Annotated in this window: 11 protein-coding genes; 7 read left to right on the top strand and 4 right to left on the bottom strand. The window is 53.6% G+C overall.

The annotated features are described in order from the left end of the window. Window positions 1–79: 79 nt before the first annotated feature. Entirely contained in the window at window positions 80–610 is a 531-nt protein-coding gene (gene ppa, locus JFY74_17165) for an inorganic diphosphatase (GenBank protein QQG27779.1), read from the bottom strand. A 248-nt stretch (window positions 611–858) separates the two neighbouring features. Here ppa and JFY74_17160 point away from each other — a divergent pair, with 248 nt between their 5' ends. Further along, window positions 859–2,445 (top strand): Tar ligand binding domain-containing protein, encoded by a 1,587-nt coding sequence (locus JFY74_17160; protein ID QQG27778.1) that lies wholly within the window; start codon window positions 859–861, stop codon window positions 2,443–2,445. 241 nt (window positions 2,446–2,686) lie between these two features. Here the strand turns inward: JFY74_17160 and plsY are convergent, their stop codons facing one another. Next, on the bottom strand, window positions 2,687–3,322 hold the full coding sequence (plsY, locus tag JFY74_17155) for a glycerol-3-phosphate 1-O-acyltransferase PlsY (GenBank protein ID QQG27777.1): 636 nt from the start codon (window positions 3,320–3,322) through the stop codon (window positions 2,687–2,689). A gap of 128 nt (window positions 3,323–3,450) precedes the next feature. On the opposite strand from plsY, the gene folB reads away from it, so the two are divergent. Beyond that, entirely contained in the window at window positions 3,451–3,804 is a 354-nt protein-coding gene (gene folB, locus JFY74_17150) for a bifunctional dihydroneopterin aldolase/7,8-dihydroneopterin epimerase (GenBank protein ID QQG27776.1), read from the top strand. 349 nt (window positions 3,805–4,153) lie between these two features. Continuing rightward, window positions 4,154–4,972 carry an undecaprenyl-diphosphate phosphatase gene (bacA, locus tag JFY74_17145; GenBank protein QQG27775.1) on the top strand — a complete coding sequence of 273 codons (819 nt, stop codon included), beginning with the start codon at window positions 4,154–4,156 and terminating at the stop codon, window positions 4,970–4,972. 71 nt (window positions 4,973–5,043) lie between these two features. On the opposite strand, the gene JFY74_17140 is transcribed toward bacA, so the two are convergent. Both JFY74_17140 and JFY74_17135 read right to left on the bottom strand, forming a co-directional pair. Beyond that, on the bottom strand, window positions 5,044–6,288 hold the full coding sequence (locus tag JFY74_17140) for a multifunctional CCA addition/repair protein (protein QQG27774.1): 1,245 nt from the start codon (window positions 6,286–6,288) through the stop codon (window positions 5,044–5,046). Window positions 6,289–6,658: 370 nt separating this feature from the next. Continuing rightward, entirely contained in the window at window positions 6,659–7,279 is a 621-nt protein-coding gene (locus JFY74_17135) for an SH3 domain-containing protein (protein QQG27773.1), read from the bottom strand. Window positions 7,280–7,601: 322 nt separating this feature from the next. Here JFY74_17135 and JFY74_17130 point away from each other — a divergent pair, with 322 nt between their 5' ends. The 4 genes from JFY74_17130 to ligA all read left to right on the top strand — a co-directional run bounded on the left by JFY74_17130 (window position 7,602) and on the right by ligA (window position 15,721). Next, window positions 7,602–8,939, top strand: a complete 1,338-nt coding sequence (locus JFY74_17130; protein ID QQG27772.1) for an inorganic triphosphatase — start codon at window positions 7,602–7,604, stop codon at window positions 8,937–8,939. Between the two features lie 52 nt (window positions 8,940–8,991). Then, window positions 8,992–11,847 (top strand): bifunctional [glutamate--ammonia ligase]-adenylyl-L-tyrosine phosphorylase/[glutamate--ammonia-ligase] adenylyltransferase, encoded by a 2,856-nt coding sequence (glnE, locus tag JFY74_17125; protein ID QQG27771.1) that lies wholly within the window; start codon window positions 8,992–8,994, stop codon window positions 11,845–11,847. Between the two features lie 246 nt (window positions 11,848–12,093). Then, complete coding sequence (gene hldE, locus JFY74_17120; GenBank protein QQG27770.1) at window positions 12,094–13,530, top strand: bifunctional D-glycero-beta-D-manno-heptose-7-phosphate kinase/D-glycero-beta-D-manno-heptose 1-phosphate adenylyltransferase HldE; 1,437 nt, start codon at window positions 12,094–12,096, stop codon at window positions 13,528–13,530. Between the two features lie 136 nt (window positions 13,531–13,666). Next, window positions 13,667–15,721 carry an NAD-dependent DNA ligase LigA gene (ligA, locus tag JFY74_17115; protein ID QQG27769.1) on the top strand — a complete coding sequence of 685 codons (2,055 nt, stop codon included), beginning with the start codon at window positions 13,667–13,669 and terminating at the stop codon, window positions 15,719–15,721.

Raw genomic sequence — 15,721 nt, 5'->3', positions numbered from 1 at the left:
CATGGTCGCCATAAATAAAAACACCGCGTAAGGCGGTGTTTTTGATCGTGCTATATCTTGAGTGAGTAATGCGTGGCGCTTATTTGTTTTTCGCGCGCTCGAAGGAAGCAACGATCTCGGCTTTTGCCGCAGCAGCGTTATCCCAACCTTCAACTTTCACCCACTTGCCTTTTTCCAGATCTTTGTAGTGTTCAAAGAAGTGGCCGATCTGCGCACGCAGCAGTTCAGGCAGGTCGTTAACGTCTTTAATGTGATCGTATTCTTTAGTCAGCTTGCTGTGCGGAACGGCAACCAGCTTGGCATCTTCGCCCGCTTCGTCAGTCATTTTCAGCACGCCAACAGGACGGCAACGGATCACTGAGCCTGGTTGCAACGGATATGGGGTCGGAACCAGAACGTCAACCGGGTCGCCATCCAGAGACAGCGTGTGGTTGATGTAGCCGTAGTTGCATGGGTAGAACATGGCTGTAGACATAAAACGGTCTACAAACAGTGCACCGGTATCTTTATCAATTTCATATTTGATCGGATCGGCGTTCGCGGGAATTTCAATCACTACATAGATATCTTCCGGCAGATCTTTACCCGCCGGGACATTGTTCAGACTCATGTCGGTTTCCTTCTCTTAAACCTGAAATAGCGTGGTCGTCATTATAGCCAAAAAGTGTTTGATGTCGCCGATTTTTAGCGTACCGAGGTGCTATGCGCCTGTGTGAGTCGTTTAACTAAAAATACTTTCGTTACTAAAGTTTCTTTAAAGAAAGCAGGTTTGTTACCGATAGGGAACATGATCAAGATCACGTTATGCAGAGCTTTTCTCCGCATTTATTTATCATTTGTAATTCCAGGGAAACGAAAATGTTAAGAAATATCACAATCAAGACGAGCTTGATTGCTTTGTTGGGAACGATGGTGCTGCTTTTATTGCTGGTGTGCGGAATCGGTATCACCTCAATCAATCAGGGAATCATTTCGCTGACGACAATCGACAAGATTCAGGGTAAAGAAGTTACAGCGCTGGCGGGGAGCTATACCGCTTCGCTGCGTGCAAGAACGGTATCGGCATTGGCTGCCCGTCAGATGGAAAACGGACTGATCGATCTCGCGAATGCGTCGGTAGTACGAGCAGAGGCTTATACGGCGCTCTCCCACAAAGAAATGGCGCGTTTTCTTTCCTATGGCACCGTAACGGAACGTGGCGCCAAAATGGCGGAAGAGGTTGAAACCAATTACGAACAGTATATGAATCTTGGCGTTCAGCCGATGGTGGATGCGCTGAAACGTGGTGATATTGCAGCCTATTACGTGCTGTTACAGGATGTGCTACCGCCGCTCAGCGTTAAGATGGATAAGGTGGCGAACGAATTCCGCGACTTTGGCCTTGAAGTGGGTGAAAGCATGCTCGCAGAAGCTGAAAGCTTTGCGTTCGAGCGTTTGACGATTATCGGTATTGCCTGTGTATTCGTTCTGCTGCTGGTGTTAGCTGCTTGGATCGCACTGAAGCGTTCCATTTTATCTCCGCTTGAAGAGACGGTCGGCCAACTGGAGTTTATTGCCCGCGGCGACCTGACTCAGCGCATCGCCGATGGCGGCAATAATGAAATTGGCCGCCTGATTCAGGCGATGAAGGCCATGCAGCATTCGCTGGCAACCGCCGTGGGCCGCGTCCGTGATGCCGGTATGCAGATTGACGTCGGTGCGCGCGAACTGTCTTCCGGCAATACCCATTTAGCCGCGCGTACGGAAGAGTCAGCCTCCTCGCTGGAAGAAACCGCAGCCAGCATGGAGCAGTTGACCGCTACGGTGACGCTGAACGCGGAGAGTGCAGAGCAAGCGCATTCGCTGGCGCAAAATGTGTCCGACATTGCCAATAAAGGCAGTGAAACCGTGGGGAGCATGATTGAGAAAATGCAGATGATCTCCAGCAGTTCAGCACGCATTGGCGATATTCTGGCGGTGATCGACGGCATCGCGTTCCAGACCAATATTCTGGCGCTGAATGCGGCAGTTGAAGCGGCACGTGCGGGTGAGCAGGGGCGTGGATTTGCCGTGGTGGCGGGGGAAGTCCGCAGTCTGGCACAGCGCAGCGCGCAATCGGCCAAAGAGATCAAAATGCTGATGGAAGAATCTCAAAGTCGCGTCAGTGAAGGCACCGTTATGGCGAAAATGGCGGGCGAAACGATGAATGACGTTTCTGACGCTGTGGCCCGCGTGACGTCCCTGATGCGTGAGATCTCAACGGCAACGCGTGAGCAGAGTAATGGCATTGGGCAGGTAAATCTGGCGGTATCGCAGATGGATGAAGTCGCACAGCAAAATGCGTCTCTGGTAGAAGAGTCCGCCGCGGCCACGCGCTCACTGGAAGATCAGGCGCGCCTGCTGGCAGAAAGTATGTCACAGTTTAAAGTGCAGTCGCAGGAGTTTGCCGCCATCGGCCGATTCTAATATCGCCGTCATACTTCAAGCTGCATGTGCATTGGCAATACTCGGCTCCTCTCTGAGCCTCGCCCTGAAGGGCCACCGCAAGCGGCGTTCAAATCGACTAAGCCGATTTGTCCTCGCTCACCCCAGTCACTTACTTGAGTAAGCTCCTAGGGATTCACTGCGTTGCCGCCTGCCTGCAACTCGAATTATTTAGGGATATACTTCATAAAAAAATTCCCGTGAAAACGGGAATTTTTTTGCCTTACTCTTCGGGGGAGGTTTGTTCGTCTTCCGGTTGTTTCTTCTTACGCAGCTTATTCCAGATTTTACTTTCCTGTCCGCGCCAGAGGCGTTGGATATTGTCATGATGACGCATCAGTATCAGGCAAGAGAGCATCGCGACGGGGAAGGTAAACTGTGGCTTGAACCACCAGACATAAAACGGCGCGATGAGCGCACTGACAATCGCGCCAAGCGAGGAATAGCCGCTCAGCAGCACGGTCAGTAGCCAGGTGCCGGTCATCAGGCCTGTCAGATCCCAGCCGATTGGGGCGATAGCGCCAAAAGCGGTTGCTACACCTTTGCCACCGCGAAAGTGGAAAAAGACCGGATAGATATGGCCGAGACAGGCGGCGATAGCGGTTAACCCGAGATACAGCGGGGGAACGCCCAGCTCGTAAGCGGCCCAGACTGGCAGCATGCCTTTCAGGACATCAAACACCAATACGGTTGCAGCGGCCGCTTTGCCGCCAATACGCAATACGTTAGTGGCTCCGGGGTTCCCAGAACCATGCTGACGCGGGTCGGGTAGCCCAGCAATTCTGCAAAACAAAATCGCACTGGAAATAGAGCCACACAGATACGCGATTAACATCATACCAAGCGCGGTAACACTCATAACGCTATTCCGTTTAGTTTGTATAGAGAGACGTTTAATAAGGGTCGTTTTACTCTTCTCATCTGTGGATAATACGCATATTCCGTCGGAAGTGGTATCCGACAGCGACAAAAACAGAGAATGGCGTGATGGATATCGTATTTATTGAAGAACTTACTGTAATCACTACTATTGGTGTTTACGATTGGGAACAGGCCATCCAGCAGAAACTGGTGTTCGATATCGAAATGGGCTGGGACAACCGTCAGGCAGCCGCTAGTGACGATGTTAATGACTGCCTGAGCTATGCCGATGTCAGCGAGGCGGTGATTGCCCACGTGGCAAACCAGCGTTTTGCGCTGGTGGAACGCGTTGCTGAAGAAGTTGCGCGCATGCTGATGCAGCGCTTCTCGATTCCCTGGCTGCGGATCAAGCTCAGCAAGCCGGGCGCCGTCGCGCAGGCGCGTCAGGTTGGCGTCATTATTGAGCGCGGCACGCGATAAATCTGATTTAACAGAATAAATACGGCTTTACGTGCAACTAAACCGTAACCCAAATAGTCTATAAGCCAGTTATACCCGTCATACTTCAAGCTGCATGTGCGTTGGCTGCGCTACTCGGCCCACTTACGTGGACCTCGCCCCGTTGGGGCCGCTGCAAGCAGCGTTCAAATCTGCCTATGGCAGATTTGTCGCTCACCCGAATCACTTACTTGAGTAAGCTCATCGGGACTTGTTCGCTTGCCGCCTGCCTGCAACTCGAATTATTTAGGGTGTGTAGCGGCTCGCGGAAGTACGCAGCCGCTTTTTTGTGCGCTGCATTTTCGTTTTTATTAGAGGCAAGGATTTTTAGATGACTGACCTGCATTCATTGCTAATCGCATTTATTCTTGGCGTGGTCGAAGGACTGACCGAGTTTTTGCCCGTATCGTCTACGGGGCATATGATTATCGTTGGTCATTGGTTAGGGTTTGCTGATGAGAAAGCCAAGACATTTGAAGTGATCATTCAGCTTGGCTCGATTCTGGCTGTTGTCGTGATGTTCTGGCGTCGCCTCTTTGGTCTGATAGGGATTCACTTCGGCGAAGTTCCGCACGAGGGGAAAACCTCCGGGCGTCTGAAACTGACGCACATCTTACTGGCAATGATTCCCGCAGTGGTGCTTGGGCTGATTTTTCATGACTTCATCAAGTCGCTGTTTTATCCACAGAACGTGATGTATGCGCTGGTGATCGGCGGCTTCCTGCTGTTAGCGGCGGAATGGTTCAAGCCAAAACAGCCGCGTGCTGTCGGGCTGGATGACATCACGCATCGTCAGGCATTTATGATTGGCTGTTTTCAATGTCTGGCGCTGTGGCCCGGCTTTTCACGCTCGGGGGCAACCATTTCCGGCGGGATGCTGATGGGCGTCAGCCGCTATGCGGCTTCTGAGTTCTCTTTTATTCTGGCGGTTCCCATGATGATGGGCGCGACTGTTCTGGATCTGTATAAAAGCTGGCATTTCCTGTCGCTGGCCGATGTGCCGATGTTTGCCGTGGGCTTCGTGACGGCGTTTGTTGTGGCGCTGATTGCGATTAAAACCTTCCTGAAAATCATCAAACGCATCTCGTTTGTCCCGTTCGCGATTTATCGTTTTATCGTCGCGGGCGTGGTTTACATGGTGTTTATGTAAGACTGAGAACGTTGATTTTAGGTCGACCGTTATAGAGAGAAGAGGCCACGCATTAGCGTGGCCTCTTTGTTTCAGGACGTGCCCGAGCTATCCGGCTGCTGTGCTTTCCAGTCTGCCAGTGCATGAATGCGACGACGTGCCAGTTCGTTACGCACGTCAATCCCTTTAAAACCATCGGCGACGACGGCCGCACTGCTGACCTGACTGGCGACGCGGAAGGCTTCACGCAGGTAATCACCTTGTGGATAAGGGTTTTCTTCAAAACCGGCACGGCCTCTGGCATCGGCCTCGCTCGTGAGCGCTAACTGCTCCAGACGCTGTGGTTTACGCCAGACGTCAATCGCATCAAATAACTTCAGCAGGGTTTTGGGTTGCAGCACCTGCACGGTATGAACCAGGTCATGATATTCCGCAACCAGCTTTGCCAGATCGCGAATCGGGTTAGGCACACGCAGGCGCTGGCACAGTGCTTCAACCAGTTTGACACCCGCGGGGCCATGACCGTGATGACGCGGCCAGAGTTCAGGGGGCGTCAGCCCTTTCCCTAAATCGTGGCACAGCGTGGCAAAACGTACATCAATCTCAGGGCTGAGGCGAGCGGCCATCGCCACTGTCATCATCGTATGAATGCCGGTATCGATTTCCGGGTGCCATTTGGCGGGAGCTGGCACGCCGTACAGGTTATCGATTTCAGGGAACAGCACGGCCAGCGCGCCGCAGTCTCGCAGCACCTGAAAATAGACATCTGGCGATGACGTGCCGAGCGCTTTTTCCGTCTCTTTCCAGACGCGCTCTGGTGTCAGGTAGGCCAGCTCGCCCTCATGCGCCATTTTTTGCATCAGCGCCATGGTTTCTTCGGCAATCTGGAAGCCGAGATGAGCAAAACGCGCGGCAAAACGGGCGACGCGCAGCACCCGTAACGGATCTTCGCTGAATGCGTCGGAAACGTGACGCAGCAGGCGATTCTCAAGATCGCGACGGCCGTGATAGGGATCGATAAGGTCGCCCCGCTCGGTGCGGGCAATGGCATTGATGGTCAAATCGCGGCGCAGCAAATCCTGCTCTAACGTGACATCGGGTGCAGCATGGCAGACAAACCCGGTATAGCCTTTGCCAGATTTGCGTTCGGTACGTGCGAGAGCGTATTCATCGCGGCTAACGGGGTGTAAGAAGACGGGAAAATCCTTTCCAACCTGCTGGTAACCCTGCGTAAGCAGATTCTCCGGCGTTGCGCCGACCACCACCCAATCTTTCTCGGTGACGGGTAAACCCAGCAGGCTGTCCCGAACAGCGCCGCCGACAAGGTAGATCTTCAATGTCGGGCTCCTGAATCAATAACCAATACTTCACCACATACTATCATCTTTGCGCCGCTGCGTTGGCCGCAAAGAAAAATGCCTGCAAGAAGCAGGCGCCGGACCGTTAACAAACCTAATTTGTCGAGCGAAAACGGGAGTAACGGAATAGAAGAGTAAAGCGTTTGCGCCAGGGACAAAAGCGTCAGGAACGCTTTTGAACGTCGCTTGCGACGGCCCTGAAAGGGTGAATCTCATGGATGAGATTCATATCTGCGCAAGCCGAGCGCACAGGGATGTGTTTACAGCGTCTTTACGGTCTATCCGTTGCTCCCGCTCTACGGACTTTGTCAGCAACCTCATGCCTGCGTCTCGCAGGCACGTATTCCGATTAGCTCATCCAGCGGTCATTTTTCTTTTTACGCGGGATGATATGCGGCAACAGCAGACCCAGCAGCAAGCCTATGCCAGCAACGCCGCCACCGTACATAAACCACTGTAGAATGATGGTGCGCTGCTTATCATCAAGCTGGACATTCGCCGCGCTGACTTTCTTCTGTGCGACGATAAGCTGAGTTTTCAGATCCTGATTTTCCTGGCGTAATCCATTGATAACACTATCGCTAGCAGCGACTTTCTGCTGCATATCAGCGGTGCGTTGGTTCCAGGTCTGATCGATATTATTCAGTTTGTCAGTCAGGTCTTTAACCTGATTTTCCAGCTCCGGCACCCGCGTGCGCAGGCTCGGCGTATTGCTAAGCTGGTCGAGAGGAATCCAGGTTGTACGGTTTTTATCGTCACGGATCTGTGCATAGCCAGCGCTTTCATTAACGCTGAGTAGCGTAACCTCAGTGCCAGCATTCACTGTCCCGACGATACGATATTGATTGCCCGGCCCACTGTGGACATATGTCAATAACTCATCGGAAATGTAGCGTTTTTCTTCCGCCTGTGCGGTCCAGCTCAGCGTGAGAGAAAATAAAGTAAAACAGAGTAAGCCTAATTTCTGCATAAGATCATCATGTTGCGTTAATGGTGGTCCGATAGTAGAGGCTTAAGTCTGACGAGGCAATGTATAAACCGAAATGAGAACAGTCTTAGAACCTGTCTCATTAGGGCTATTTTGCCCCAATAGCGCCTACTTGGATAGGTTCTTAGAAGGCGGCGTGCAGCGTGTTTAAGCGGGGTAAAACCGCGCAGCTGATGACAGATTTGCATAAGAAATGCGCGCTTGTTCGCAGGTGAAAAAGAGTGTGTGCGGTAAGAGTAGTAAGGTGAAGTAAAATGTTATTTACTGACATGATAATGAACGCGGTCTTGGTGTTATGAATGCTATGAGTGAAGAAATTGAACTGAAGTTTATTGTTCATCCCGACAGCGTTGAATCGCTGCTGACGCAACTGACTGACTGGGAGAGTGATTACAGCCAGTATGAGCACATGCGCGCTCAGCGCCTGAGCAATACCTATTATGAAACGGCGGATAACTATCTGCGCTGCAACGGCATCGGTCTGCGTATTCGCGGTGAAAATGAACGCTACGAAATGACGGCGAAGACGGCTGGTAAGGCGATTGGCGGGCTACATCAACACCCTGAATATAACGTTGAACTGGAGAAAGCCGAGCTGGATCTCAGCCTGTTTCCGACGGAAATCTGGCCGGAAGAGTGTGATGTTGCCTTGTTACAACCGTCACTCAAACCGCTGTTTAGTACGGATTTTACGCGAGAGAAGTGGGTGTTTACTTACTACCAAAGCGTGATTGAGGTTGCGTTAGATCGCGGCGAGATTCGCGCCGGGGATCTGAGCGAACCGCTGTGCGAGCTAGAGATGGAGCTTAAGCTGGGGCAGACTACCCATCTGTTGGAACTGGCAAAGGAAATTGCGGAGTTTGGCGGTATGCGGCAGGGTAGCCTCAGTAAGGCCGCGCGCGGATACCATCTGGCTAAAGGTAACCCGGTTCGCGAGTGCCTTCCTCTAAATAGATTAGTTGTCAATCCAAAAGCCACTATCGATCAGGCCATCCGTGCGGCGCTGGAACTGGCGTTGAACCACTGGCAATACCATGAAGAACTGTGGGTCAGAGGGGATCCTTCTGCTCGTGAAGCGTTGCCACAGGCCAGCGCGTTGATGCGGGAAATGCTGGTGCTGGTGAGTGGAGTCGTATTACGCAAAGTCACCACGCTTTTTCGTTCGGCTCTCGCTACTTTGGAGTCTCGGTTACAAAGCTCCAGCGGTGCAGACGTCTGTTACAGCACCGACTACCTGCAAAGTAAGTTAGTACTGACTTCCTGGTTGGTCGAGTCTGGCTGGCGGGATTATATGGATAATAAAGATCGCATTAAGCTACAGGGATCGTTCAAACGCTTTGCCGACATTATGCTAAGCCGCAGCACTGCGGAGCTGAAAAGTGCCTTTTCTTCTAAATTGACGGAAGCGCAGTACGAACAGCAGATTCCTCGCCTGCAACGTAATATCTACGCTTTTCTTCTCTTATCCGGTGCCTATCCGGCGGAGCAAGTGGAAGCCTACGTTAAACACTGGCAGGCACTACTGCACGAAATTGAGCAGCTTGCTGCCGGGAAGGCGCCTTCTGTGTATCTGGAAGCCTACCGTAAAGAGGTACTAACCCTGTCTCCGTTCTGGCTACATAGCGGCGGACCATCACAGTAACCGTTAACTGCCGCTTGTCAGTGAAGATAGGCGGCGCATCAAGGGAACCCCCATGTCGATACTTCCTTTGCCCGCTTTACCTGTGCTTCTGACGGAACACTCTCAGCGTGCTCTGTCGCGTTTGCGGGAAGCCGCACCTGATGAACCGATAACGGACAGCGATGCCGCTGTTCTGGCATTGAGCGATTTTGTCAGCGATGCGCTTGCGCTGCATCCTGACTGGTGGCAAGGGATTCATCAGCAACCGCCGCAGCCCGAAGAGTGGCAGCACTACGCCGACTGGTTGAGCAATGCATTGGCCGATGTTAACGATGAAAATGCGTTGATGGCCGCATTGCGACGGTTTCGCCGACATATGTTGACACGAATTGCGTGGTCACAGGCGCTGCAAACCAGTACGACAGAACACACGCTGCGTCAGCTTAGTGAACTGGCTGAGGTGATGATTGTAGCGGCTAGAAGCTGGCTATATCAGGCCTGTTGTCGCGAGTGGGGTACACCTTGCAATGCACAGAGTGTGGCTCAGCCTCTGCTGATTCTTGGCATGGGAAAATTGGGTGGGGGAGAGCTTAACTTCTCTTCGGATATCGACCTGATCTTCGTCTATCCCGAAAATGGTCATACGCAAGGCGGGCGGCGCGAGCTGGATAACGCGCAGTTCTTCACGCGTCTGGGGCAGCGGCTCATTAAGGTGCTGGATCAGCCGACTGTCGATGGTTTTGTGTACCGTGTGGATATGCGGCTACGTCCCTTTGGTGACAGTGGCCCCTTGGTGCTCAGCTTTGCGGCGATGGAAGATTATTATCAGGAACAAGGCCGCGACTGGGAACGCTATGCAATGGTCAAAGCGCGCCTGATGGGGGGAATGGACGATGCTTACAGTCAGGAACTGCGCCGTACGCTGAAGCCCTTTGTCTTCCGTCGCTATATCGATTTCAGTGTGATCCAGTCGCTGCGGAATATGAAAGGCATGATTGCCCGCGAAGTGCGTCGCCGAGATCTGCACAATAACATCAAGCTGGGTGCGGGCGGTATTCGTGAAATCGAATTTATCACGCAGGTTTTCCAACTGATTCGTGGTGGACGTGAACCGGGATTACAAGGGCGTTCGCTGCTGCCTACGCTCCAGCATGTCGGAACTTTGGGGTTACTGACCCCGCAGCAGGTGCTCGATCTCAGTAACTCTTATCTGTTTCTGCGCCGTCTGGAGAACCTGTTGCAGGCCATTGCCGATGAGCAGACGCAAACCTTGCCGGGTGATGAGCTGAATCAGCAGCGGCTGGCATGGGGAATGGGTTTCGACAACTGGGACGCGCTGCAATCCATGCTGGAACAGCATATGCAGGCGGTGCGACACGTCTTTGATGACCTGATTGGCGATGATGTGCCGGACAATAATGATATCCCCGAACATGGCAGCTATAGCAGTCTATGGCAGGACACGCTGGATGACGGCGAACTGGCTCCGCTGACGCCGCATCTCTCGGAAAGCGTGCGTGAAAAGCTGATGCGGACGATTGTGGAATTCCGTCACGATGTAGCGAAACGCACGATAGGGCCGCGCGGGCGAGACGTGCTGGATCAGCTCATGCCGTGTTTGCTGGCGGAAGTCTGCGCTCGTCAGGAAGCGGATACGGTGCTGTCTCGTCTGACACCTCTGCTGCTGGGGATAGTCACACGCACCACCTATCTCGAACTGCTGCTGGAGTCTCGCGCTGCGCTCGGCCAACTGATTCGCCTGTGTGCGGCGTCGCCAATGGTTGCCAGCCAACTGGCACGCTATCCCTTGCTGCTGGATGAATTGCTCGATGCGTCAACGCTGTATCAGCCGACGGCACCGGGCGCGTATGCCGATGAGCTACGTCAGTATTTGATGCGCGTCCCTGAGGATGACGAAGAACAGCAGTTGGAAGCGGTTCGCCAGTTCAAGCAGTCGCAGCAACTGCGTATCGCCGCTGGAGATATCGGCGGCGTACTGCCCGTGATGAAAGTGAGCGATCACTTAACGTATTTGGCGGAAGCGATTATCGCGGCTGTGGTTCAACAGGCGTGGGGGCAGATGGTGGCACGCTATGGTCAGCCGTCGCATTTGCAGCATCGTGAAGGCCGTGGGTTTGCCGTGATTGCCTATGGCAAACTCGGCGGCTGGGAGCTGGGATACAGCTCCGATCTGGATTTGGTGTTCTTGTTGGACTGTCCATCGGACGTGATGACGGATGGTGAACGCAGTATTGATGGTCGCCAGTTTTATCTGCGCCTCGCACAGCGGGTGATGCATCTGTTTAGCACCCGGACGTCATCAGGCATTTTGTATGAAGTGGATGCCCGTCTGCGGCCATCGGGCGCTGCGGGTATGTTGGTGAGTACAGTAGAAGCGTTTGATGACTATCAGCGCAATGAGGCATGGACGTGGGAGCATCAGGCGCTGGTACGCGCGCGTATGGTGTACGGCGAAAGCGGCGTGCAGCAGACCTTTGAGTCTATCCGCCGCAATATTCTATGTGCTGAGCGTGACGCGGAGACTTTGCGAACCGAAGTGCGAGAAATGCGGGAAAAAATGCGTCAGCATCTGGCGAACAAAGATAAAGCACTCTTTGATATCAAAACGGATGCGGGCGGCATTACGGACATTGAATTCATTGCCCAGTATCTGATGCTACGTTACGCCGCTCAGGAACCGCGTTTGACCCGTTGGTCAGACAATGTGCGTATTCTGGAGCTGATGGCGCAATATGGCGTGATGGAAGAGAGTGAAGCCAACGCGCTCAAGCTGGCCTACGTCACCATGCGCAATGAATTGCACCATCTGGCCTTGCAGGAACTGTCCGGTCGGGTCAGCAAAGATCGGTTTGTTGCTGAGCGGGAGCAGGTACTGGTGAGTTGGAATAAGTGGTTAGTGGGGGCGTAAGTTCCTATACCCGTCATACTTCAAGCTGCATGCGCGTTGGCGATACTCGGCTCATTTCTAAGCCTCGCCCCTGCGGGCCAACGCTTTGCGTTGTTCAAAACGTTAACGTTTTGTCATGCAACTCGAATTATTTAGGGTATATCTCAAAATGTGTTGTGCGGTGAAGAGCCGTGCGGCAGTGACGTGTAATGATACGTGCCTATGATATTATTACGCGCATTATGCGAAATAAGCCTGGAGTAGAGGATGAAAGTGACGCTGCCTGATTTCCGTCAAGCGGGTGTGTTAGTGGTGGGTGATGTCATGCTGGATCGTTACTGGTATGGGCCGACCAGCCGAATTTCACCAGAGGCACCGGTGCCTGTGGTCAAGGTTGATACGATCGAAGAGCGCCCTGGCGGCGCGGCGAACGTCGCCATGAACATTGCTGCATTGGGCGCAGGCTCGCGTCTGGTGGGGTTAACGGGCATTGACGATGCTGCTCGCGCACTGAATGCCAAACTTGGTGAAGTGAATGTGAAGTGTGACTTTGTCGCTGTTCCTACGCACCCGACGATCACCAAGCTGCGCGTGCTGTCGCGCAATCAGCAGTTGATCCGACTGGATTTCGAAGAGGGCTTTGAGGGGATTGATCCTCAGCCGATTATCGAGCGTATTCAACTAGCGCTGCCAAAAATTGGCGCGCTGGTGCTGTCTGACTATGCAAAAGGCGCGTTAGCGCATGTGCAAACCATGATTCAGACGGCAAAAGCGGCTGGTGTTCCGGTGTTGATCGACCCGAAAGGCACGGATTTTTCCCGCTACCGTGGCGCGACATTGCTGACGCCGAACCTGTCTGAGTTTGAAGCAGTAGCAGGACGTTGCAAAACGGAAGAAGAGCTGGTTGAGCGCGGTATGCAACTGGTGGCTGATTACGATCTGTCCGCGTTACTGGTCACCCGTTCCGAGCAAGGGATGACATTGCTACAGCCGGGCAAAGCGCCATTGCATTTGCCGACGCAGGCGCAGGAAGTGTATGACGTGACCGGTGCGGGCGATACTGTTATTGGTGTGTTGGCCGCTGCGCTGGCGGCGGGTAATCCGCTGGAAGAGGCCTGCTTTCTGGCGAATGCCGCCGCAGGCGTCGTCGTTGGCAAGCTGGGTACGTCAACGGTCACGCCGATTGAATTGGAAAATGCTATCCGCGGTCGTGCCGAAACCGGATTTGGTGTGATGACCGAAGAGCAGCTGAAACATGCTGTTGAACTGGCGCGTCAGCGTGGCGAAAAGATTGTGATGACTAACGGCTGCTTCGATATTCTGCACGCCGGACATGTGTCTTACTTGGCAAACGCTCGCAAACTTGGCGACCGGTTAATCGTTGCGGTAAACAGCGATGCCTCAACCAAGCGTCTGAAGGGGCCGACCCGTCCCGTCAACCCGCTGCCTCAGCGGATGATCGTGCTGGGTGCGTTGGAAGCTGTCGATTGGGTTGTGCCGTTTGAAGAAGATACGCCGCAGCGTCTGATTGCCAGCATTCTGCCGGACATTCTGGTTAAAGGTGGCGACTACCAGCCACATGAAATCGCTGGTAGTGAAGAAGTCTGGGCCAACGGCGGTGAAGTGAAAGTCCTGAACTTTGAGGATGGCTGCTCCACGACGAACATCATCAACACAATTAAAGCCAACACGTCTAAATCTTAAATGAAATAAAACTGACGGTGCTCGAATCATCATGAGGCCGTTAGTCCGCAAGCTAATGATTCTCGCTCTGGCACATCACGGGCGAGAATCATAACAATCACGATGCCGACAGGGCGACACGTCAGATAAAACAGGTATGAAACCAGTGAAGAAAGAACCAGCCGAAGTGAATGTGGCCGCACTGCGGGTAGCGGAGTTGCGCCGGGTCTTACGCCATCACGAGTACAAATATCACGTTGAAGATGCGCCCGAAATTCCTGATGTCGAATATGACAAACTCATGCAGGAACTGAAATCGTTAGAGGCGGCTCACCCCGAGCTGGTGACCAGCGACTCTCCGACGCAGCGCGTAGGCGCGGCACCGCTGGCGGCATTTGAACAGGTTCGTCATGAAGTGCCGATGTTATCGCTGGATAACGTATTTGATGAAGAGAGTTATCTGGCCTTCAGCAAGCGAATTGGCGACAGGCTGAAAAACGGTGACGATCTGACATTCTGCTGCGAGCTGAAACTGGATGGGTTAGCCGTCAGCCTGTTGTATGAAGAGGGCGTTTTGGTACAGGCGGCCACGCGCGGGGACGGCACAACTGGGGAAAATATCACCAGTAACATTCGTACCGTTGCGGCGATTCCACTGCGCCTTGAGGGTGACAATATTCCGCGTCGTGTTGAAGTGCGCGGCGAAGTGTTTATGAAGCACAGCGGCTTTGAAAAACTGAACGAAGAAGCTCGCCGTACGGGGAGTAAAGTCTTTGCCAACCCGCGTAACGCCGCTGCCGGATCGCTGCGCCAGCTTGACCCGCGAATTACGGCTACGCGTCCGCTGACCTTCTTCTGCTATGGCGTTGGTCTCCTGGAAGGCGGCGTGCTGCCCGCCAGCCACTGGGAGCGCCTGATGCAGTTCAAGGCGTGGGGGCTGCCGGTTAGCGACAGAATTAAGCTATGCACTGGTCCGGCCGAGGTGCTTGATTTTTATCGTCAGGTTGAGCAGACCCGCAGTTCGTTAGGTTTTGATATCGACGGTGTCGTTGTCAAAGTTGACTCGTTGGAGCTGCAGGAGCGGTTAGGGTTCGTTGCTCGTGCGCCTCGCTGGGCGGTGGCCTTTAAATTCCCGGCACAGGAACAGCTGACCTGGGTGCGCGATGTCGAGTTTCAGGTTGGGCGGACTGGCGCGATTACGCCCGTCGCGCGTCTTGAACCCGTCGCCGTAGCTGGCGTGATCGTCAGCAACGCCACGCTGCATAATGCCGATGAAATTGAACGGCTAGGTTTGCAGATTGGCGATCGCGTGATTGTGCGTCGAGCGGGGGACGTGATCCCGCAGATCGTCGGTATCGTGGAATCTGAACGGCCAGAAACGGTGCGGCCGATCGTTTTCCCTACTGCTTGTCCCGTGTGTGGATCTGACGTTGAACGCGTAGAAGGCGAGGCCGTCACGCGCTGTACCGCTGGCTTGATCTGTGGTGCCCAGCGCAAAGAGGCACTGAAGCATTTTGTTTCTCGTCGCGCGTTGGATGTGGAAGGCATGGGCGATAAGATCATCGATCAACTGGTGGAAAAAGAGTACGTCAAGACGCCAGCCGATCTGTTTCGTCTGAGCGCTGGGATCATGATGGGGCTGGATCGTATGGGGCCGAAATCCGCGACGAATCTGGTCAATGCGCTGGAAAAGGCGAAAAGCACCACGCTGGCGCGTTTCCTCTATGCGTTGGGGATCCGCGACGTTGGCGAATCGACGGCGGCTAATCTGGCTGCCCATTTTGGTTCGCTGGAAACGCTTTTTGCTGCTGATGAAGAAGCGCTGCTGGAAGTGCCGGATGTCGGTAAAGTCGTTGCCGCGCATGTGCGTCATTTCCTTGAGGAAGAGCACAACCAAACCGTGATCCGCGAGCTGACCGATCCCGCAGGCATCAACATTCACTGGCCTGAGGTTCAGGTGGTCAATGCTGAAGAGATCGACAGCCCATTTGCGGGGAAAACCGTAGTATTGACCGGATCGCTGAGTATTCTGTCCCGCGATGAAGCCAAAGATCGGCTAACGGCGTTAGGGGCAAAAGTGAGCGGCAGCGTCTCGAAGAAAACCGATATGGTGATTGCTGGTGAAGCCGCAGGTTCTAAACTGGCGAAGGCGCAAGAATTGGGGATCCCAGTGATCGATGAGGCGGAAATGATCCGACTATTGGGGGCGTAA

It is taken from the genome of Pectobacterium carotovorum (assembly GCA_016415585.1).
GTDB classification, from domain to species: domain Bacteria; phylum Pseudomonadota; class Gammaproteobacteria; order Enterobacterales; family Enterobacteriaceae; genus Pectobacterium; species Pectobacterium carotovorum_K.
This window is presented reverse-complemented; position numbering and strand designations above follow the sequence as displayed.